This is a genomic window from Clostridium sp. CS1-1, assembly GCF_056135525.1.
In genome coordinates this window covers 4,581,044-4,602,512 of sequence record NZ_CM148680.1, presented here as the reverse complement: position 1 = coordinate 4,602,512, position 21,469 = coordinate 4,581,044, and the positions used below count along the sequence as shown (strand labels likewise).

General features: G+C 31.9%; 15 protein-coding genes and 1 pseudogene. 13 read left to right on the top strand and 3 right to left on the bottom strand.

Annotation, left to right across the window (positions count from 1 at the left end; all coding sequences use genetic code 11):
* Positions 1–100: 100 nt before the first annotated feature.
* Together proC and AC0N0V_RS21805 are read left to right on the top strand one after the other, a co-directional pair.
* The gene (gene proC, locus AC0N0V_RS21810; RefSeq protein ID WP_474460989.1) at positions 101–913 is read left to right on the top strand and encodes a pyrroline-5-carboxylate reductase; all 813 of its coding nucleotides are present in this window, start codon (positions 101–103) and stop codon (positions 911–913) included.
* A gap of 214 nt (positions 914–1,127) precedes the next feature.
* A complete protein-coding gene (locus AC0N0V_RS21805; protein WP_474460987.1) occupies positions 1,128–4,049 on the top strand; it encodes an insulinase family protein in 2,922 nt (973 codons plus the stop codon).
* Positions 4,050–4,176: 127 nt separating this feature from the next.
* On the opposite strand, the gene AC0N0V_RS21800 is transcribed toward AC0N0V_RS21805, so the two are convergent.
* On the bottom strand, positions 4,177–5,958 hold the full coding sequence (locus AC0N0V_RS21800) for a carbon starvation CstA family protein (RefSeq protein WP_474460986.1): 1,782 nt from the start codon (positions 5,956–5,958) through the stop codon (positions 4,177–4,179).
* Positions 5,959–6,194: 236 nt separating this feature from the next.
* Entirely contained in the window at positions 6,195–7,988 is a 1,794-nt protein-coding gene (locus AC0N0V_RS21795) for a carbon starvation CstA family protein (RefSeq protein ID WP_474460985.1), read from the bottom strand.
* Positions 7,989–8,318: 330 nt separating this feature from the next.
* Here AC0N0V_RS21795 and AC0N0V_RS21790 point away from each other — a divergent pair, with 330 nt between their 5' ends.
* The 5 genes from AC0N0V_RS21790 (at position 8,319) to AC0N0V_RS21770 (ending at position 12,228) form a co-directional block, all read left to right on the top strand.
* A complete protein-coding gene (locus AC0N0V_RS21790; protein ID WP_474460984.1) occupies positions 8,319–9,950 on the top strand; it encodes a LytS/YhcK type 5TM receptor domain-containing protein in 1,632 nt (543 codons plus the stop codon).
* Positions 9,951–9,957: 7 nt separating this feature from the next.
* Positions 9,958–10,728, top strand: coding sequence for a LytR/AlgR family response regulator transcription factor (locus AC0N0V_RS21785; RefSeq protein WP_474464609.1), 771 nt, complete (start codon positions 9,958–9,960; stop codon positions 10,726–10,728).
* A 79-nt stretch (positions 10,729–10,807) separates the two neighbouring features.
* Positions 10,808–11,212, top strand: a complete 405-nt coding sequence (locus AC0N0V_RS21780; RefSeq protein ID WP_474460983.1) for a bacteriohemerythrin — start codon at positions 10,808–10,810, stop codon at positions 11,210–11,212.
* Between the two features lie 30 nt (positions 11,213–11,242).
* On the top strand, positions 11,243–11,533 hold the full coding sequence (locus AC0N0V_RS21775; protein WP_474460982.1) for a thiamine-binding protein: 291 nt from the start codon (positions 11,243–11,245) through the stop codon (positions 11,531–11,533).
* 149 nt (positions 11,534–11,682) lie between these two features.
* The gene (locus tag AC0N0V_RS21770; protein WP_474460980.1) at positions 11,683–12,228 is read left to right on the top strand and encodes a response regulator; all 546 of its coding nucleotides are present in this window, start codon (positions 11,683–11,685) and stop codon (positions 12,226–12,228) included.
* Positions 12,229–12,257: 29 nt separating this feature from the next.
* Here the strand turns inward: AC0N0V_RS21770 and abc-f are convergent, their stop codons facing one another.
* Complete coding sequence (abc-f, locus tag AC0N0V_RS21765) at positions 12,258–14,171, bottom strand: ribosomal protection-like ABC-F family protein (RefSeq protein ID WP_474460979.1); 1,914 nt, start codon at positions 14,169–14,171, stop codon at positions 12,258–12,260.
* A 366-nt stretch (positions 14,172–14,537) separates the two neighbouring features.
* Here abc-f and AC0N0V_RS21760 point away from each other — a divergent pair, with 366 nt between their 5' ends.
* The 6 genes and pseudogenes from AC0N0V_RS21760 (at position 14,538) to AC0N0V_RS21735 (ending at position 21,283) form a co-directional block, all read left to right on the top strand.
* Positions 14,538–15,170 (top strand): redox-sensing transcriptional repressor Rex, encoded by a 633-nt coding sequence (locus AC0N0V_RS21760; protein WP_474460978.1) that lies wholly within the window; start codon positions 14,538–14,540, stop codon positions 15,168–15,170.
* A 266-nt stretch (positions 15,171–15,436) separates the two neighbouring features.
* A complete protein-coding gene (locus AC0N0V_RS21755; RefSeq protein ID WP_474460977.1) occupies positions 15,437–16,327 on the top strand; it encodes a sulfide/dihydroorotate dehydrogenase-like FAD/NAD-binding protein in 891 nt (296 codons plus the stop codon).
* Positions 16,327–17,712: an NADPH-dependent glutamate synthase gene (gltA, locus tag AC0N0V_RS21750; protein ID WP_474460976.1), complete on the top strand. Its 1,386-nt coding sequence runs from the start codon at positions 16,327–16,329 to the stop codon at positions 17,710–17,712. Before AC0N0V_RS21755 ends, gltA begins: the two co-directional genes overlap by 1 nt.
* Positions 17,713–17,825: 113 nt before the next feature.
* A complete protein-coding gene (locus AC0N0V_RS21745; RefSeq protein ID WP_474460975.1) occupies positions 17,826–18,245 on the top strand; it encodes a C-GCAxxG-C-C family (seleno)protein in 420 nt (139 codons plus the stop codon).
* A gap of 338 nt (positions 18,246–18,583) precedes the next feature.
* Positions 18,584–19,495, top strand: coding sequence for a DNA-3-methyladenine glycosylase family protein (locus AC0N0V_RS21740; protein WP_474460974.1), 912 nt, complete (start codon positions 18,584–18,586; stop codon positions 19,493–19,495).
* A 300-nt stretch (positions 19,496–19,795) separates the two neighbouring features.
* Positions 19,796–21,283: pseudogene (locus AC0N0V_RS21735) on the top strand (4Fe-4S dicluster domain-containing protein).
* The last annotated feature ends 186 nt before the right edge of the window (positions 21,284–21,469 follow it).

The following is a 21,469-nucleotide window of genomic DNA, read 5'->3' as shown; positions in this document are numbered from 1 at the left end:
TTTAGATAATAACATTATTAAGGTGTGTATTTGTTGTGGAATGTTTAACCAATATATAATATATGATAAAATGTATTAAGAAATAAAAGGAGTGATAAATTTGGACAAAAAAATAGGATTCATCGGAAGCGGAAATATGGCACAAGCTATGATTGGAGGAATAGTAAAATCACATTTAGTATCGCGTGATAACGTTGCTGTAAGTGGAGTTTCTACAGAGCGATTAAAGAAAGTTAAAGAAAAGTATTGTATTAAAGCTACGGATGATAATAAAGAATTAGCACAGTTCTCAGATATATTATTCTTAGCAGTAAAACCTGATGTATATGAAACTGTAATAGAAGAAATAAAAGAATATATAAAAGATAGCAGTATTATAGTAACGATTGCAGCGGGAATAAGCATTAAGGATATGGAAGTATTCTTTGATAAAAAAGTAAAAGTTGTTAGAACCATGCCAAATACGCCTGCTCTCGTAGGGGAAGGTATGACTGCTGTATGTCATAATGATGAGGTTTGTGAAGAAGAGTTAGAGACAGTAGTTAAAATACTTGAGAGTTTCGGAAAAGTTCAAATAATAGATGAAAAACTTATGGATGCAATTCCTGCTGTAAGTGGTTCATCACCAGCATACGTATATATGTTTATTGAAGCCTTAGCAGAAGGTGGAGTTTTAAGAGGATTAACTTGGGATCAAGCATATAAGTTAGCTGCTCAAGCTGTTTTAGGTTCAGCGAAAATGGTATTGGAAACAGGAGAACATCCTGCTGCATTAAGAGATAAGGTTTGCTCACCGGGAGGAGCAACTATAGCAGCAGTGTATAGTCTTGAAAAAAATAATTTCAAGGGAAGTATTATAAAAGCTATGGAGAAGTGTACTGAAAAAGCAATTTCTATGTCCCAAAATAGGTAAACTAATTGGTTATAATATATTTTAAACTAAAAGGGAAAAATAAAAGAGAAAATATAAAGTAAAAGTTAAATTAGGTGGGTTTTAAGCACATATAATTATTGGTAAGACAGATTTAGTGATTAAACACTATAAGTGCTAAATAGTAAGGATATAATGAGGCTAAATAACATAAAAGTAAGTTATAATAAGTTAGCCTGTGAAAGGGGAAAATTTAATGGAATTAGGGAATATTTACAATGGTTTTAAGTTGTTAGAAGAAAGAAACATCCATGAGATTAATTCTATTGGTATGATTTTTGAACATGAAAAAACAGGTGCTGGATTATTCTATTTGAAGAACGATGATGAAAATAAAGTTTTCTCAATAAGCTTTAGAACTCCACCTAAAGATAGTACAGGAGTAGCACATATACTGGAACATTCCGTATTATGTGGATCAAGAAAGTTTCCAGTAAAGGAGCCTTTTGTAGAACTTGTGAAAGGGTCTCTTAATACTTTTTTAAATGCTTTTACGTTTCCAGATAAAACTATGTATCCTGTAGCTAGTACAAATGATAAAGATTTTAAAAATTTAATGGATGTTTATTTAGATGCTGTTTTTTACCCTAACATATATAAATATCCTGAAATCATGATGCAAGAAGGTTGGCATTATGAATTAGAGAATAAGGACTCCGAACTTACTTATAAAGGTGTAGTTTATAATGAGATGAAAGGAGCTTTTTCATCTCCAGAATCAATACTATTTAGAAAAATTTCTGAGACTCTCTTTCCAGATACTCAATATGGAGTAGAGTCTGGTGGAGATCCAGATGAAATACCAGAGTTAACTCAGGAGCAGTTTTTAGATTTTCATAAAAAATATTATCATCCATCTAATAGTTATATTTACTTATATGGAGACATGGATATATTGGAAAAGCTAAAGTTTATAGATGAAGAGTATCTAAAGAACTTTGATAAAATTCAAATAGATTCTAAGTTGACTCTACAAAAACCTTTTGAAAAGCAGAAGGAAATAGTTATAGAATATCCTATATCAAGTAATGAGAAGGAAGAAGATAAGACGTTTTTAAGTATGAACTTTGCTGTCGGAAAGGGTACTGATGATGAATTATACTTGGCTTTTGAAATTCTTGAGCATCTGCTTTTGGAAACACCTTCTTCCCCATTAAAGAAGGCACTTATTGATGCAAATATAGGTAAAGATGTTTTTGGATCATTTGAAGGAAGTATGCTTCAACCTATGTTTAGTATAGTTGTGAAGAATTCTAATGAAAATCAGAAGCAAAGATTTAAAGAAATAGTTACACAAACATTAAATAAGCTTGTTAAAGAAGGAATTGATAAAAAGTTAATAGAAGCTTCTATTAATATAAAAGAATTTAAATTGAGAGAAGCAGATTATCATGGTTATCCTACTGGACTTATCTATAGCATGAAAGCTATGGATAGTTGGCTTTATGATGAGAAGCCTTGGGAACATTTAGAGTATGAAAGAATATTAGAAAAAATTAAAACCGCATTAACGACTAATTATTTTGAAGATATGATAGAAAAGTATATACTCAGCAATAATCATAGCTCAGTGCTTATTGTAAAACCAGCTAAAGGACTTGCAGAGAGAAAAGAGGAAGAACTTAAGAGAAAGCTAGCTGAATTTAAGAGGGAATTAAGTAACGATAAAATAGAAGAAATTATAGAGAATACAAATAGGCTAAAGGAAAGGCAAACTACTCCTGATACACCTAAAGATTTGGAGAAGATTCCACTGCTCTCTATAAAAGATATTGATCCTAAAGCTAAACAATTGTCTTTAGTTGAAAAGGAAGAACAAGGAGTAAAAGTACTTCACCATCCTGTATTTACTAATGGTATAGCTTATATAAATATGTATTTTAATACAGAAGGAGTTAAAGAGGAGCATATACCTTATTTATCACTATTAAGCACAATATTGGATAAGGTTAGTACTGAAAAATACCAGTATGAGGATTTAGCAAAGGAGATTAATATTTATACCGGAGGAATTAGACATACAGCGCAATCATATTCTGAAAAAGGAAATCCGGATAAATTTAATCCTAAGTTTGTAGTGAGATCCAAGGTGCTAGTGGCTAATATATCAAAATTATCAAGTTTACTAGGAGAAATAATTGGTCATACTAAATTTGACGAACACAAGCGTTTAAAGGAAATAATTCAAGAAACAAAATCACGCATGGAAATGATAATTTTTGATAGAGGTCATGTAGTAGCAGCAAATCACTTGTTCTCATATTTCTCACCGATGGGGAAATATGAAGATATACTTAGTGGGTTAGCTTTTTATAAGTTTATTGAAGACTTAGATAATAACTTTGAAAACAAGATAGAAGAAATAGTAAAGAACTTAGTTGAAGTTTCAAACACTATTTTCAATAAGAAAAATTTAGTTTTAAGTGTTACAGTTGAAGAAAAGGATTATGAAGAATTCAAGAAAGGATTTGAAATATTATATAATGAATTAGGCGACAATAATATGACACCTGTGGAATATAAGTTTGAATTTAAAGCTAAAAATGAAGGGCTTATAACCTCAAGTAAAGTTCAATATGTTGCAAAGGCTTACAACTTTGTTAAGCTTGGATATTCATATAGCGGAAGCTTACAAGTGTTAAGGGCGATAGCAAACTATGATTACTTATGGAATCAAGTGCGTGTACAGGGTGGAGCCTATGGAAGTTTTTCATCGTTCCAAAGAAACGGAAATATGTTCTTTACATCCTACCGTGATCCGAATTTAGATAAGACCCTTAAAGTTTATGATGAGGCTGGAAATTACTTTAAAAGCTTTGAAGCAGATGAAAGACAAATGACTAAGTATATCATAGGAACAATATCAGATTTAGATGTTCCACTAACTCCTTCAATGAAAGGAGAGCGTGCTGCCGAAAACTATATAAGAAGGGTCAACTATGAAGATATTCAAAGAGAAAGAGAAGAAGTACTAAACACTAAAGTTGAGGATATTAGGAAGTTTGGAGACCTAATTTCAGACGTTATGAAACAAAACTATTTATGTGTGTTAGGAAATGAAGAAAAGATAAAAGAAAGCAAAGAAGTATTTAATGAACTGGTAACGCTATTTGAATAAATAAATACACAAAAAATAATCCACAATGTGAGTATATAGAAATTCACACTGTGGATTGTTTTTTCATAGAGAGTTAAGCTAGAAAGTTGGCTTATCTTGGCGGATAAGTCAACTTTCGAAATTACATCTAAACTGTTTTACCTTGTGATGAATCCATATTCTTCAAGTCTTTTACCCATGCCCTTGCACTTTCTATTATTATAAATAGAACCATGATTATTAAAACGAAGGATAGTATTGCAAGTAGCATCTTACCTTGTGGTAGATAGTTTCCGAATATATTTTGTAATGCAGCAGTTATAGTTATTATAGTTATAGCTATCATAGGTATTATTGTAATTATAGCGTACTTAGGTTTACTCTTTCTTATAATAAATGTTGTACCTACTGCAAAGGCTATTGCTGCAAGCATTTGATTTGCTGTACCGAATAATGGCCAAATCGTTGATACATTACCAGTATATAATAGATAGCCCCAGCTTAATGATATTAATGCACTAAAAAGTATCATGTTAAATACTGAATCTTTGTTGTTAAAAGGTTTATAGAACTTACCACATAAGTCCTGAAGTAGGTATCTTCCTATTCTTGTACCTGCATCTATAGTTGTTAAAATAAATAATGCTTCAAACATTATACAGAAGTGATACCAATAAGACATTAAATGTTCTAGTCCAGGAATCTTGTAAAATACATAAGACATACCAACAGCAAGTGATACTGCCCCACCAGGCCTGCCTGCCAGTTCTTCGCCTACCATTTTTGAAAGCATAGGTAGTTCACTAGGAGTCATACCAAGTTTAGCAAATACAGCAGGTGCTGAGTTTATTGCAAAGTAGTCAGCTGTTGGGAGGCAAGTTGCTGCAATTAATGCCATTAAAGCAACGAAACATTCTAAAAGCATAGCTCCAAAACCAATTGGAAGTATATCTTTTTCGTTTGATATAAGCTTAGGTGTAGTACCAGAGCTTACTAATGCGTGGAAACCTGACAATGCACCGCAGGCTATAGTTATAAATAGGAATGGGAATATCTTACCTGGAATGATTGGTCCTCCGCCATGTATAAATTGAGTAATAGCAGGCATTTGAACAGTTGGTCTAACAATTAGTATACCTACCGCTAGCAGTCCAATAACACCAAGCTTCATGTAAGTACTTAAATAGTCTCTAGGAAGTAATAAGAGCCATACAGGAAGAGCAGCAGCACAGAACCCATAAAACATAAGAATAATTGACATTTGCTTAGTATTAAAAGTTAAAAATGGAGCTAAAGCTGTATGTCCAATGAATGGTCCTAATATAACGCCTAATAATACAAGAGCCATACCAATAACAGTAGCTTCGCCAATTTTACCTGGTCTTAAGAATTTTAAATACAAACCTATGAGTATAGCAACTGGTATAGTGAATCCTACAGTGAAAGTACCCCAAGGGCTGTTATAAAGTGAGTTAACAACTGGCAAACCAAGTCCAGCCATTGCTATTATTAATATAAATAATACCGCTATAGAAGTAACAAATCCCATTCTAGCTCCAAGATTCGTTCTGGCAATTTCAGCAATCGATTGACCATCATGTCTAACAGATGCGAATAATAAGACCATATCATGAACAGCACCAGCGAAGACACCACCGATTAAAATCCAAAGTGTTCCTGGTAGATAACCATATTGTGCTGCAAGAACTGGTCCAATAAGTGGTCCAGCGCCAGCAATTGCTGCAAAGTGGTGACCAAGTAATACCCATTTATTAGTTGGTACATAATCACGACCATCTTCGTGAACTTTTGATGGAACTTCTCTAGTTTCATCAATAACTAATACTTTTGCTGCAATAAAAGCTCCGTATACTCTATATGCTATAACTAGAACAAGAGCAGCTATGATGACAAGTACTATTGAATTCATTAAGAACCCCCCTTTGATTTCAGTAATAAATAAAAAAACGGTGAATTATTAAGAAGATTTTAACAATTCTTAATATAAATAATATTATTTTACACGAAAATATAGTACATCTATTGGGTTAAATAACGGAATAAGGTTGTAAATGGTATAAAGCGAGGGGTGTTTAGCATTTTCTCTGAAATATGAAAAAGAGTACGTATCGTTGTACGTACTCTTTTGATTAATTATTATACACATTAAACAGCTTGATTACTACTTTTAGCATTGTTTGAAGATTGTTTTTTGAATTCTCTAATCCAAACTTTAACACTTTCAGCAATAATTATAACCATCATTACAATTAATACTGTAGAAAGAGCTGCTAATAAGTTTTGGTGTTTTGGTAAGTAGTTTGAGAATATATTAGATACAATAGCTGTTAAGGTGGTTATTGCTACAAAAGTCATAGGAATTATAGTAATAGGAGCATACTTTTGTTTTCCCATTTTAATTATAACTGTTGTGCTTATAGCGAATGCTATAGTTGCAAGGGTTTGGTTTGCTGTACCGAATAATGGCCAGATTGTAGATATATTTCCTGTGTATAATAAATATCCCCAAGTAAAAGACATAAGTGCACTGAAGAATATTATGTTAAACCAAGAATCCTTTTTAGCAAGTGGTTTATATGCTTGTCCAAACAAATCTTGTAGTAAGTATCTTCCTATTCTTGTACCGGAATCTATAGTTGTTAAGATAAATAATGCTTCAAACATTATGCAAAAATGATACCAATATGCCATAAGTCCTTCAAGTCCAGGAATTTTGTAAAATATATATGACATACCTACCGCAAGAGAAACAGATCCACCGGGTCTTCCTGCCAAATTTTCACCTACCATTTTTGAAAGCATTGGTAGCTCTTGAGGAATCATATGAAGTTTAGCGAATAAAGCAGGTGCTGAGTTTATTGCAAAGTAATCAGCTGTTGGAAGACAAGTTGCAGCGATTAATGCCATTAAAGCTATAAATGATTCTATAACCATTGAACCAAAACCTATTGGCAGAATATCTTTCTCGCTTGCAATAAGTTTTGGAGTTGTACCTGAGCTTATAAGAGCATGGAATCCTGATAAAGCACCACAAGCTATAGTTATAAATAGGAATGGGAATACTTTACCTGGAACTATTGGACCACCACCATGTACAAACTGGGTAATAGCAGGCATTTGTACTGTTGGTCTTACTATTATTATACCAACTGCAAGAGCACCTATAACACCAAGTTTCATGTATGTGCTTAGGTAATCTCTTGGAAGTAGTAACAGCCATACAGGAAGAGCGGCTGCACAGAATCCGTAAACTGCAAGTATTATTGAAAGTTGTTTAGCATCAAAAGTTAGGAGTTTTGCAAGAGCTGTATGCTCTACATATGGTCCTGCAATAACACCAAATAGAACAAGTGCCATACCAATTATAGTTGCTTCACCTATTTTTCCAGGTCGTATAAACTTTAAGTATATACCAATAAGCATTGCAACTGGAATAGTAAATCCTACCGTAAACGTACCCCATGGACTGTTATATAGGGAGTTAACAACTGGTAGCCCAAGACCAGCCATTGTAATTATAAGTATGAATATAACAGCTAGGGAAGTAATAAAGCCCATTCTTTTACCTAAATTAGCTTTAGCGATTTCAGCAATAGATTGTCCATCGTGTCTAACCGATGCAAATAGTAATATCATATCATGCACTGCACCAGCAACCACACCACCGATTAATATCCAAAGAGTTCCTGGTAGATAGCCATATTGGGCTGCAAGAACTGGACCTATTAGTGGGCCAGCACCTGCAATTGCCGCAAAATGGTGACCAAGCAACACCCACTTATTAGTTGGTACATAATCACGACCATCCTCATGTGCTTTTGATGGAACCTGTCTAGTTTCGTCAAGTGCTAGTACTTTTGCTGCAATAAATGCGCCATAGAATCTGTAACCTAATGTTAACACGAGAGCAGCTATGATAACTAAAACAATAGAGTTCATGAAATCTTCCTCCTCTAAAATATTATTTTGTTGGTTGATAAATGATTTAAAAACGATTTCACAAACATAATACTACTTTGTTTTTAAATTACCAATATAAACATGGTAAAAGGATAAAAAAAGACAATGAATAGTAGAAATTAAACCTTAATTAGCATGAATAGATGAAATTGTTTTAATATTTTTATTTTAATGTGTTATTATAGTAAATATTGACTATTGAAACTAAGAAATAAGTTAAATATTTTAGATTTCCAATTTTACATTGTTGCAATGATGCTTTGGTTTAAAGTAATATGATATCGTATACTTATTTAAGGGGGGAGTAAGATGCTATATGTACAATTACTGGAGCGAATGGCTTTAATCGCATTAGCTGCATATATATATAATCAATCACATATATTTAAAAACTTAATTAAAGACGAATTGACTATTACAGATAAGGTAGGGATGGTTATATTCTTTAGTTTGCTATCTATAATAGGAACATATACAGGTATTAGTTTGGAGCCTTATGCTATAGCAAATACAAGACCAATAGGAGCAATCGTGGCTGGATATGTAGGGGGACCGATTGTAGGAATAATTGTTGGATTAATCGGGGGAACACATAGATATTTGTTAGGTGGATATACAGCTTTAGCTTGCGGTATAGCTGCTATAGTAGAGGGGAGTACTGGAGCTTTAGCTAGAAAATATTCCAAGGATGGTGCTTTTAGTGCGAGAAGTGCTTTTCTAGGTGCGGTAATCGCAGAAGCTTTTCAAATGATAATACTTTTAATTTTTTCTAGACCATTCGAACATGTAATAAAATTGGTGAGTATAATAGGGCTTCCTATGATTATTATAAATTCTTTTGGAGTAGCAATTTTCATAAATATAATACAAAATGCTAAAAATGAATATAATAGGATTGGAGCTATTCAAGCGCAAAAGGCACTTAACATTGCAAAACGCACTATGAGTCACATGAGAAAAGGCTTAAACAAAGATACAGCCAAAAGTGTAGCAGAAATTATTTATGAAATATCAGATATTGATGGTGTATTTATAGGGGATAAGAAAGGTTTTTTAACTTATTTTGGAGAAGAAATAGACGAAGGTGAATTAAAAAAGAATTTAGAAGTTTATTATAAGGCTCCTGAATACACAATAATTAAGTTTGTAAGTAACAAAGAGACAAATTGTTTTGTTTGTATACCATTTCTTGTATCTAACACCAAGTTTGAGGGGCTAATTGGGTTAAAAGTAAAATCAGAAAAAAGTGTTGATTTATATTTTTGGGAATTTGCTAAAGCATTGAGTGAATTAATGTCTACACAAATAGAATTATATAAATTGAATAAGTTAGCAGAGGAAGCATCCATAGCAGAATTTAAGGCTTTAAGAGCACAAATTGAGCCGCATTTCTTATTTAATGCATTAAATACAATTGCATCTTTTTGTAGGACGAACCCTGTTAAAGCAAGGGAGCTTATTATTAATCTATCTAATTATTTCAGACAAACTTTAAAAAGACAGGAAGACTTTGTTTCGCTAAAAGATGAATTGGACTTTGTCCAATCGTATTTATCTATAGAAAAAGCTAGATTTGGTGAAAGACTAAAATTGATTGTTGATATACCTGAAGAAATGATGAGTAATAAGGTGCCAGCATTTACATTACAACCAATTATTGAGAATTCTATTAAGCATGGTATACTGCCAAAGCCGGAAGGTGGAAGTGTATTTCTTAGGGCATCATATGGAGAAAAAGAAATATTAATTTCTATCGAAGATACAGGAGTAGGAATGGAAGAAGAGAAGTTAAAGGAAGTTATTAATAGGTGGCCAGGTATAGGACTTAAGAATGTAAATGAAAGACTAAAGTTATTATATGGGGATAGGCATGAATTAAATATTACTACATGCTTAAATAAAGGAACAAAGGTTAGTTTTTTCATACCAAAGGGGGTATAATTAAGTGATTAATAAACTGAGTTGCATTATTGTTGAAGATGAGATACCGGCAGCTGAAGAGCTGAAATTTATAATATCACAGTATGATTTTATAAAAGTAGAGGCAATGGCACATGATGGAGAAGCGGGGATGGAGCTTGTTAAACAAAAAAAGCCAGATGTTGTGTTTTTAGACATTAATATGCCACTTCAAAATGGAATGAAACTTGCTGAAGAAGTCAAGGAGTTTGATTCATCTATTGAAGTGATTTTTGTTACAGCATATGAAGAATATGCACTAAAAGCTTTTGAAGTAGCTGCGTTAGATTATATTCTAAAGCCTTTTGATGAAAAAAGAATAGGAGTTACAATTGACAGATTAGTTGACAAGTGGAATATCAAAAAGACTGATGAAGATAAGTTACCTAATATTATAAATGAAATAATTAATAAATTCGATAAAGCGGAGAGGCTATTAAAGAAAATACCTTGTGAAAGAAATGGTAAAATTATATTAGTAGATATAAGAGATGTATATTTTTGTTATATAGAGGATGATAAAACCTACGTTAAAACAAAAGAAGATAGTTATCTTGTAGGATATACCTTACATCAAATAGAAGAGAAAACTGAATTCTTTAGAGCTCATAGAAGCTATCTTGTAAATATGGATAATATTAAAGAATTATACTCTTGGTTTAATGGAACATATAAATTAGTAATGAATGATTATCAACAGACGGAAGTACCAATAAGTAGAAATAACGTGAAAAAATTAAAAGAGTTACTTCAAATTTAAATATTGTTGACAGTAAATTTTAATCAGGATAATATAAGTTCATATCTATAGCTTTTCAGATTGGAGGAAGGTTAAAATAATGGTAAATTTGTTCACGGATAGGCTATTAATACACGTTGATGAAATTGATGAGCAACACAAAAAAATTTTTAAAATCGTTGAAGAATTTCGTAATGCATGTATGGATTTGAATGGTAAAGATAAAATACTTAGTACATTTAAGATACTAAAAGATTCTTTGGAACAACATTTTCAATCAGAAGAAAGTTACATGATTAGGTATAGTTATCCTGATTATGAAGCTCATAGAGAGAGACATAATATTTTTATGCGCAAATTACAAATGCTTGACAGTGCTTTTAAAGGAAATTATATACCTTTTACAAAATTAGCTGAGGCAAATGAATTTTTTGCAGAGGGATTTGTTACTCACATTTCAGACATAGATAGTAAGCTAGGAGAGTTTCTAAAAGATAAGCTATAAATTTAAATATATTCTAAGGAGGAAGATAATATGATGTTGGCTAATGTTAGTTTGCAGGTGCTACCTGTTGTTGAAGAGAAAGATATATATGGAGTGGTAGATAAGGTTATAGAATATATAGATTCTACTGGTGTAAAATATGAAGTTGGCCCAATGGAAACTACTATGGAAGGAGATTTAGATAAACTCTTAGAAATAGTTAAAAAGGCTCAACAAATATGTGTAGATAACGGGGCTGCAAGGGTAGTGTCGGTAGTGAAAATAGATTATAAACCAGATGGCGTTACTATGGATGAAAAGATAGGTAAGTATAGAAAGTAATTTATTAGCTAAAGTACTTAAACGGTTAAGTTATAACAACTGTTGTTCTTATATTGATATGTTAGCTAAATATAGATAAAATTAGTTGAAAAACAATAATTTATGGGGTAAAATCAGATTATATTAGATTGTTATATGGTGGTGAAACCATGAAAAAAGTACTTATTGTAAATGATTGTAAATTCGAGAGTTTGATAATGAAGGACTATTTAAGTGATATCGGATATAGTGTACAAGTAACTAATGAGTATAATGTTTTTCTTCAGATAAAGGTATTCGAACCTGATATAGTTATAGTTAACTTAATAATGAAAGATACCACAGGGGACAAAATTGTGTCTCATGTAAAGATAGCACATCCCGAGATTATTTGCTTACTTTCTTCCTGCGATTCACTAAGGCTTGAAGATTTTTCATATAGTAAGGTGGATGAAGTTATTCATACGCCAATAAATAGGAGTAGATTGTCTGAAATTTTAGATAAAACTATATCCAAGGTTAATATCAATAAACCATTAGATGAAGATGTAAGTGAAATTATTCAAAGATTGAATGTTAAAAACAGTAGTGCGAATAAATATAAAAACATTAAACCTAATATATTCTTATTTTGCCCTTATTGTGGTCATAAATTCGAAGAAAAAGATCAAAATTTTTTCTTTTGCCCCTATTGTGGACAAGCACTTAAGAGCTAAGAATTATACAATAATTCTTAGCTCTTAAATTATATCAGATTTTCCCACTCTTCATAAAACTCGTCTAATTTAGCTTGCGATTCAAGAAGTTGTTTATTTATATTTTCGCTTTTTTCAGGATTGGAGTATACTTCCTCCAAGCAAAGTTCACTCTGCAGATCGAGCATAAGTTTTTCTAAATTTGAAATTTCTGTTTCTATGTTTTTAACTCTTAGTTTTTTATCCTTCTCAACTTTTTCTAATTCTCTTTTTTTCTTTTTTTCATTTTGTATTTGAGTTTTGCTTTTACCTGCATTTTCTTCCTCATCCTGAAATCTGAATGGGTTTTTCTTCTTCTCTAGGAAATAGCTATAGTTGCCCAAATATTCTTTAACTCCAGATTCCCCAAGTTCATAAATTTTTTGAATAACCTTATTTAAAAAATATCTATCATGAGATATAACAAGTACAGTACCATCATATCCTAAAATTGCATCTTCTAGGGCCTCACGAGACATTATATCTAAATGGTTTGTAGGCTCATCAAGCAACAGAAAGTTAGACTTAGAGAGAATAAGCTTTAAAAGGTTAACTCTACATTTTTCGCCCCCACTTAAAGTTGATATGTTCTTAAATACATCATCTCCAATAAAAAGGAAAGAGGCTAAGGCATTTCTAATTTCAGTCGTGGTGAGTTCGGGAAAGTCATCCCACACTTCATCAATTACTGTTTTTTCAGAATCTAAATTAGATTGTTCCTGATCATAATATCCTATAAAAACATTTTTACCAAGAACGTTTATACCGGAATTAGGTTCGATTTCATCCATTATTATTTTAAATAATGTCGTTTTACCACGGCCATTTTCCCCTATAAGGGCAGTTTTTTCTCCTTTTTTGATATCCATATATAGATTATTGAATAAAACTTTTTCACCATAGCTTTTACTTAAGTTTTCTACATGTAAAACGTCATTACCACTTTTAATCTGTGTTTCAAATATTACATTTTTGATTTTTTTTTCTTTATCTGGAGCTTTTATTCTTTCAATCTTATCCAAAGCTTTTTGTCTACTTTCTGCAGCCTTTACACTTTTTTCTCTATTAAAAGATTTATATCTTTCAATTATTTCTTCTTGTCTTTTGAGTTCTGCCTGTTGTATATTAAAAGCTTTTAGTTGTATTTCGTAATTTTTTTGCTTTAAGTCTAAGTGGGCAGTATAGTTGCCATTATAACAGTTTATATGACCATTTATAAGTTCAATTGTTTTATTAGTAATTGCATCTAAAAAATATCTATCGTGAGAGATGATAATAATTGAACCTTTATAAGTCTTTAGATATTCTTCAAGCCATTCAATTGCATCTAAGTCTAAATGGTTTGTAGGCTCATCCAGAAGAAGAATATCTGGTTTAGTTAAAAGAAGCTTACATAATGCAACTCTAGTTTTTTGACCACCACTTAATATATCTATTGGTTTATTATAATCATCTTCTGTAAATCCAAGTCCCTTTAGTACCCTGCTGATTTCAGCTTTATAAGTATATCCGCCTCTATTTGTATAGAGTTCAGAAAAAGCAGTATAGTCCTTGATTACCTTGTTGTGATATTCTTCTTTTTCTGGATTATAGGGTTCGTTCATTAATTGCTCTAATTTATTTAATTTACTTTCTAAGTTTAATAAATCCTCAAAGACAGTAAGCAGTTCATCATATATGGTGTTAGAGAAATCGAGGGATAAATGCTGGGCTAAATACCCCAAGGTTTTGTTTTTATCTATAAATAAATCACCGCTATCATAGTCTAATTGACGGGTAATAATTTTAAAAAGAGTGGATTTTCCTGCACCATTTGGACCTATTAATCCTACTTTTTCTCCTTCATTTATGTTAAAGGTTACATCTTCCAGTATTACATCTATTCCATAGCTCTTTTTAACATCTTTACAACTTAAAATTATCATGAGTTTCACCTTCCTTAATCATTAATATTTTACTATGTAAAAAGAATTTTTTGTAGTAAAATTTAATAATTTATAGTTAAAACCAAGAAGTATGGAGAAAGCAATTGATATAAATTTCACGAATCATGTAAAACAAAAAGTTACAAAAGTTAGCTAAATAATGTTAAAAGTTGAATGAAAATTATGGAATAAGCTTTTAACTATATGAAAATATAAAGAATAATAAAAAATATGTTATTGACATATTATATAATTAAATAATACTATAAAAAGTGAGACAAGAATGTTATAAAGTGATAAAATATAAACAAATAAATTTATTGAAGTGCAATGATAACATATTAATATATTAATAAGAGGTGCGGTATGGATAAGAAAAAAAATATTTCAATGGCTGTTATAAAAAGATTACCTAAGTATCATAGATATTTAGGAGACTTAATGAAAAATGACGTAGATAGAATATCTTCTAAGGAATTGAGTGAAAAAATAGGATTTACAGCATCACAAATAAGACAAGATCTAAACTGCTTTGGAGATTTTGGCCAACAAGGCTATGGATATAATGTAGGAGATCTTTATAATCAAATAAGTAATATCTTAGGATTGACAAAAGAATATAAAACAGTAATAGTCGGAGGAGGAAATTTAGGTCAGGCTATTGCAAATTATACAAAGTTTGAAAAGTTAGGATTTAGTTTACAAGCTATATTTGATATAAATCCAAAGCTTATAGGACTTAGAATAAGAGATATAGAAATAAAAGATATAGATTATTTAGGAGACTATCTAAAAGAACGTCCAGCAGATATTGGTATAATATGTGTTCCAAGTACAAATGCACAAAAGATTTGTGATACTTTTGTAAATAATGGGATCAAAGGTATATGGAACTTTGCTCCAGTGGATCTGGTAGTTCCTGATGATGTAAAAGTGGAAAATGTTCATCTAAGTGACAGCCTATTAACATTAATATGCCTACTAAATGGTATAGAATAAATAAAAAGTATAGGATAAATAAAAATGATTGAAGTGTAATGCTTCAATCATTTTTATTTATTTTTTGTAAGTATATGTCAAACTACAACTATTACTTACTGATTTAATTATACATTTTAAGCTGTGTTATTTATTAATTATTGTATATTATTAAAAATTTATATAATATGCTGATTAGTTATTCAATTTTTATTTTATTGTGGTATAATTAGGATAGGGTTGAAGAGTGATTATGCATTAACAAACATACGGGGGGATAAAGTAAAATGTATAAAATTTTAAGTAAGAGAGAGCTCGCTCCTAATATCTTTTTAATGGATATAGAAGCTAAAAGAGTTGCTAAGTCTTGTTTACCAGGACAATTTGTTATAGTGAAAACTGATGAAAAAGGGGAAAGAGTACCTCTTACAATCTGTGATTATGACGCAGAAAGAGGTTCAGTAACTATTGTATATCAAACACTTGGAGGTTCGACACAAAAGATGGCAAAATATGAAGTAGGCGACACATTTGCAGACTTTGTAGGACCACTTGGACAACCTTCAGAATTTGTACATGAAGATTTAGAAGAATTAAAGAACAAGAAGATGATATTCATAGCAGGTGGAGTTGGTGCAGCACCAGTATATCCACAAGTTAAATGGCTTCATGAGCATGGTGTATCTGTAGATGTTATAGTTGGAGCTAAATCAAAAGAATATGTACTACTTGAAGAAGAAATGAAAGCAGTCTGCGGCAACTTATATGTTGCAACAGATGATGGAAGTTATGGATATAAAGGACTAGTTACAAATTTATTAAAGGAACTTATAGACAATGAAGGCAAGAAATATGATGAAGTTATTGCTATAGGACCTATGATCATGATGAAATTTGTAGCTAAACTTACAAAAGAATATGGAATACATACTATAGTAAGCTTAAATCCAATAATGGTAGATGGCACAGGTATGTGTGGAGCTTGTAGAGTAACTGTAGGTGGAGAAGTTAAATTTGCATGTGTAGATGGTCCAGAATTTGATGGACACTTAGTAAATTTTGATGAATCCATGAGAAGACAAGCTATGTATAAAACTGAAGAAGGAAGAAAACTTTTAAGAAAAGAAGAAGGAACAACTCACGACAGAGAAGGTTGCGATTGCGGAGGTGACAAGTAATGGATAGAATGAAGAGAACGCCAATACAAGAACAAGATGCAAAGGTAAGAGCTACTAACTTTGAAGAAGTTTGCTTGGGCTACACAAAAGAAGAAGCTATGCAGGAAGCTGCTAGATGCTTAAATTGCAAAAATCCTAAGTGTGTAGGAGATTGCCCTGTAAGTATATATATACCAGAATTTATACAAAGGGTTAAGGAAGGAAATTTCGAAGAAGCAGCAAAAGTTATAGCAAAATCTAGTGCACTTCCAGCAGTATGTGGAAGAGTATGTCCGCAAGAGAGTCAATGTGAGGGAGTATGTGTTCTAGGTATAAAAGGTGAAGCTGTCGCAATAGGTAAGCTTGAAAGATTTGTTGCTGACTGGTCAAGAGAAAATAATGTAGACCTATCAGAAAGAAAGCCAAGCAATGGAAAGAAAGTAGCAGTTATAGGAAGTGGTCCTGCAGGACTAACTTGTGCAGGAGACTTGGCTAAGCTTGGTTACGATGTAACTATATTTGAAGCATTACATGAGGCAGGTGGAGTTTTAGTTTACGGAATACCAGAGTTTAGACTTCCGAAGGATACTGTAGTTAAACACGAAGTTGAAAACGTTAAGAAACTTGGTGTTAAAATAGAAACCAACGTAATTGTAGGAAGAACAGTTACAATAGATCAACTTATGGAAGAAGAAGGCTTTGATGCTATATTTATAGGTTCAGGTGCAGGTCTTCCTAAGTTTATGGGAATACCAGGAGAAAACTTAAATGGAGTATCTTCAGCAAATGAATTCTTAACAAGAAACAACCTAATGAAGGCATTTAAAGATGACTTTGATACGCCTATAAGAGTAGGTACAAAGGTAGCAGTAGTCGGCGGCGGAAACGTTGCAATGGATGCTGCTAGAACTGCATTAAGACTTGGAGCAGAAGTTCATATAGTTTATAGAAGATCAGAAGCAGAACTTCCAGCAAGAGTTGAAGAAGTACACCATGCAAAAGAAGAAGGCGTAATAATGGATGTACTTACAAATCCAACAGAAATCATTGGAGACGAAAATGGTTGGGTTAAAGGAATGAAATGTGTAAGAATGGAGCTTGGAGAGCCAGATGCCTCAGGAAGAAGAAAACCTGTTGTAGTTGAAGGTTCAGAGTTCATAATGGATGTAGATACAGTTATTATGTCCCTTGGAACATCACCAAATCCACTAATATCATCTACTACAAAAGGATTAGAAATAAATAAACATAAGTGCATAGTAGCGCAAGAGGAAACAGGATTAACTTCGAAACAAGCAGTTTATGCTGGCGGAGATGCTGTAACAGGAGCAGCTACAGTAATACTTGCTATGGGAGCAGGTAAAAAGGCTGCTGCAGCTATAGATGAATTCTTAAGTAAACAATAATCTCATAAAAAGACTGTGTTAAGTTGAAGCTTAATGCAGTCTTTTTAAATAGAAAAAATTAGTGTAATAGTGTATAATTTATGAAAATATAAGATAATAAGGGGTGATATAGTATGTTATTAGATAAAGTTAAAAAGTATTACAGTGAGGAGTATGATTTAAATTGTGCTGAGACTATGGCTTATGCTGCTAATGAGGAGTATGGTTTAAATTTAGATAAGAATACATTAAAGACGATGGCAGCCTTTGGCGGGGGAATGGGTATTGAAAGCACATGTGGTGCAGCAACTGGAGCCTTAGCTATTTTGGGTATTATTTTTACAAAGGAAAGAGCCCATGAAAGTGATTATATAAAGCTACTTTCCCAAGAGTTTTTTAAAAAGTTTGAGGAAAAGCTTCAAAGTAGTAATTGTAAGTCTTTAAAAGAAATGTACAGAAATGATGATGTAAGATGTAGTGGAATAATTTATGCTGCAGCAGAGGTATTAGATGATATTGTTATAAGAGAGAAAAGTGAGAGTGTAGATAAATAATACCGAAAGTTGACTTATCCTCCGAAACATAATACCAATTTTCAGTACGTTAAATACTTTTAAGTAGTCTAAAGCTCAGGATTAATGAAAAACCAAGAATCTTAGAAAACTCGCTACACTCAAACAATCTAAGATTCTAAGCTTTTCATAAATCCTTCGCTAAGACTACTAAAAAAATATTTAAATCTACCTTCAAATTGGTATTATGCCTCTTCGGATAAGTCAAATTTCTAGTTTAGTTATCTATAAACATACTATTCTGTATACAAAGGAACAAAAAATTAAAGTAGATGTGGTATTAGAGCAGTTAGACATAGGTTAAAAGGAGTTGATGTTAAATGGATTTTAAAACTGTAGAACGTTTTGAAGATGGAGTGTTAGTAAAAGGTGTAGAAAGTTTTGAGCTTGGGCATATATTTGATTGCGGTCAGTGTTTTAGGTGGCATAGGCAGGAGAATGGGAATTACATAGGTGTTGCTTTTGGAAAGGTTATAGAGGTTGAAAAGAGAGGTAGTGATGTATTTTTATACAATACTACTGTTCAGGAATTTGAAAGCATATGGGAAGACTATTTGGATTTAAAGAGAGATTATAGTGAGATAAAAAAAGTCTTAAGTGAAGATCCGCTTTTAAAAGAGGCAGTACAATTTGGCTGCGGGATAAGACTTTTAAAACAAGATCCTTTTGAACTTATTGTATCCTTTATAATATCTTCAAACAATAGAATACCAATGATAAGAAGAGCTATTGAAAGGATAAGCGCTCAGTGGGGAGAAGAGTTAGAGTATAAGGGAAACAAATATTATACTTTTCCAAGTATAGAAAAACTAAGTGAAGCATCAGAAGAAGAGCTTGAAAAATGCGGAACTGGATTTAGAGCTAAGTATATTAGAGATACTGTTAATAAGATATATTCTAATAAGATAGCTGCTAAAGAAGGATATGACGAAACTTATGATATTCAGTGGATTAAATCACAGAAAGATGATGTCTGTCATAAAGAATTACAGAAGTTTATGGGAATAGGCCCAAAGGTAGCTGATTGTATAATGCTCTTTTCAATGCAGAAATATTTAGCATTTCCTGTAGATGTATGGGTGAAAAGAGCTATGCAGCATTTTTATTTAGCCCCAGATGTTTCGCTAAAGAAGATAAGAGATTTTGGAGTAAATAAGTTTGAAGAGTTATCAGGATTTGCTCAGCAATATTTATTTTATTATGCAAGGGAAAATAATATAAATGTCGAATAAATATTGTTTGATTTTGCAGAATTTTGCTAAATTATTTTACCAATAAAAAGCTGTTACATTTAAAATAATAATCTGTTATAATGTATAAGAAAGTAATATGAGCAATAATTTAGAACTGTATTATAAAACTAATATAGTTCTAAGTTTTTTCTATGTATCGACAAAGTTAGTGTTATGTGAAAAAAATGTCTATCGATAGAATGTGATTAAGATGGAAATTGACGGTACTTGCTAATTTGATATTTAGTAGTACTTTAATATGAATTAATAGATTATTTAGTAACTGAAGGGAGAAACAAAATGATAACTTTTGAAACTCAATTAAAAAAACTTAAACATTTAGTGTTAAAAGAAGTGGCCACTTTGACTAAGGAAAATAGATTAAATAAAGAGGAATTAGAAAAGATTCCTTACAATATAATCGAAGGGGACAAGGCTGAGTATAGATGCTGTGTTTATAAGGAAAGAGCAATTGTGTATGAAAGAGCAGTTCTCGCATCAGGTTATTCTCCAAATAATGGTATAAATTCAAAGTTAACTGAAATTGAAGATAAAAATCAAATGGTGTTTATATTAGAAGCAGCTTGTGATAAATGTCCTATAGATAAATATACTGTAACAGAAGCTTGTAGGGGTTGTATAGAACATAAGTGTATGGAAGTATGTCCAGCAAATGCTGTAGCTAGAGTAGCTGGAAGAGCTTATATAAATCAAGAACTTTGTAAAGAGTGTGGAATGTGTAAGAAAGCATGCCCATATAATGCTGTTGCAGAGGTAATGAGACCTTGTAAGAGATCTTGTCCTACAGGGGCACTAGATATTAATCCTGAAAATAAGATAGCAGTAATAAACAATGAAGATTGTATAAATTGTGGAGCATGTATGGCGGGTTGCCCATTCGGAGCAGTATCAGATAGAAGCTATATCACTGAGGTTACTAGGACATTGGTAAATAATAAAAAAGTATATGCAGTGGTAGCTCCAGCAATAACTGGACAATTTGGACCAAAGGTAACAGTTGGACAAGTTAAAGATGCCTTTAAAAAATTAGGTTTTGAGGATATGGTTGAGGCAGCTTGTGGAGCAGATGCTGTAACTGTTCATGAAAGTGATGAATTTGTTGAGAGAATGGAGAGCGGAGATAAATATATGGCCAACTCATGATGTCCAGGATTTATGAATTATATAGAAAAGAAATTCCCAGATCAAGCGGAGAGAATTTCAGGTACAGTATCTCCAATGATTGCAGCAGGAAGAATGATTAAAAAATTTGATAAAGATGCATTAGTTGTTTTCGTAGGACCATGTACAGCTAAGAAAAGTGAAATTTTAAGACCTACATTACAAGATGCAATAGATTATGTTTTAACTTTTGAAGAAATATCAGCTATGATGGCAGCTTTTGAAATAGATCCTGAAAATTGTGAAGATATAGCTATAGATGATGCTTCTGTATTTGGAAGAGGTTTTGCTCAAGGCGGTGGGTTAACTGCAGCTATACAAAATTATGTAAGTGAAAAAGGTGTAGGAGTAGAATTTAATCCTGTTAAAGTTAGCGGCATGGACGAAATAAAGAAAGCTATGACAATGGCTAAATCAGGAAGACTTCAAGGAAACTTTATAGAAGGTATGATGTGTGAAGGTGGATGTATAGGAGGACCAGCTACAATGGTTTCTATTATGAAATCAAAGCCACAGCTTAATAAATTTAGCGGACAATCTCCTAAAAAGTCTGTGCTTTCAAATGATAACTTAAATAAATTTGAAGGTGTAAATTTAGAAAGATAATTTAAAAGCAGGCAGTCTTTAGATTAAATTCAATCTAAAGACTGCCTTTTTGTATAGTAGAATATTAGAGCGAGTAATCATCGGATAAATTTAGAGATTTTATATATAAAGTTAATTTACATGTTTACTTTAAGGGATTCAGTTGATACTATATTAAGAAATATAATTATCAAATGATTTGAGAGT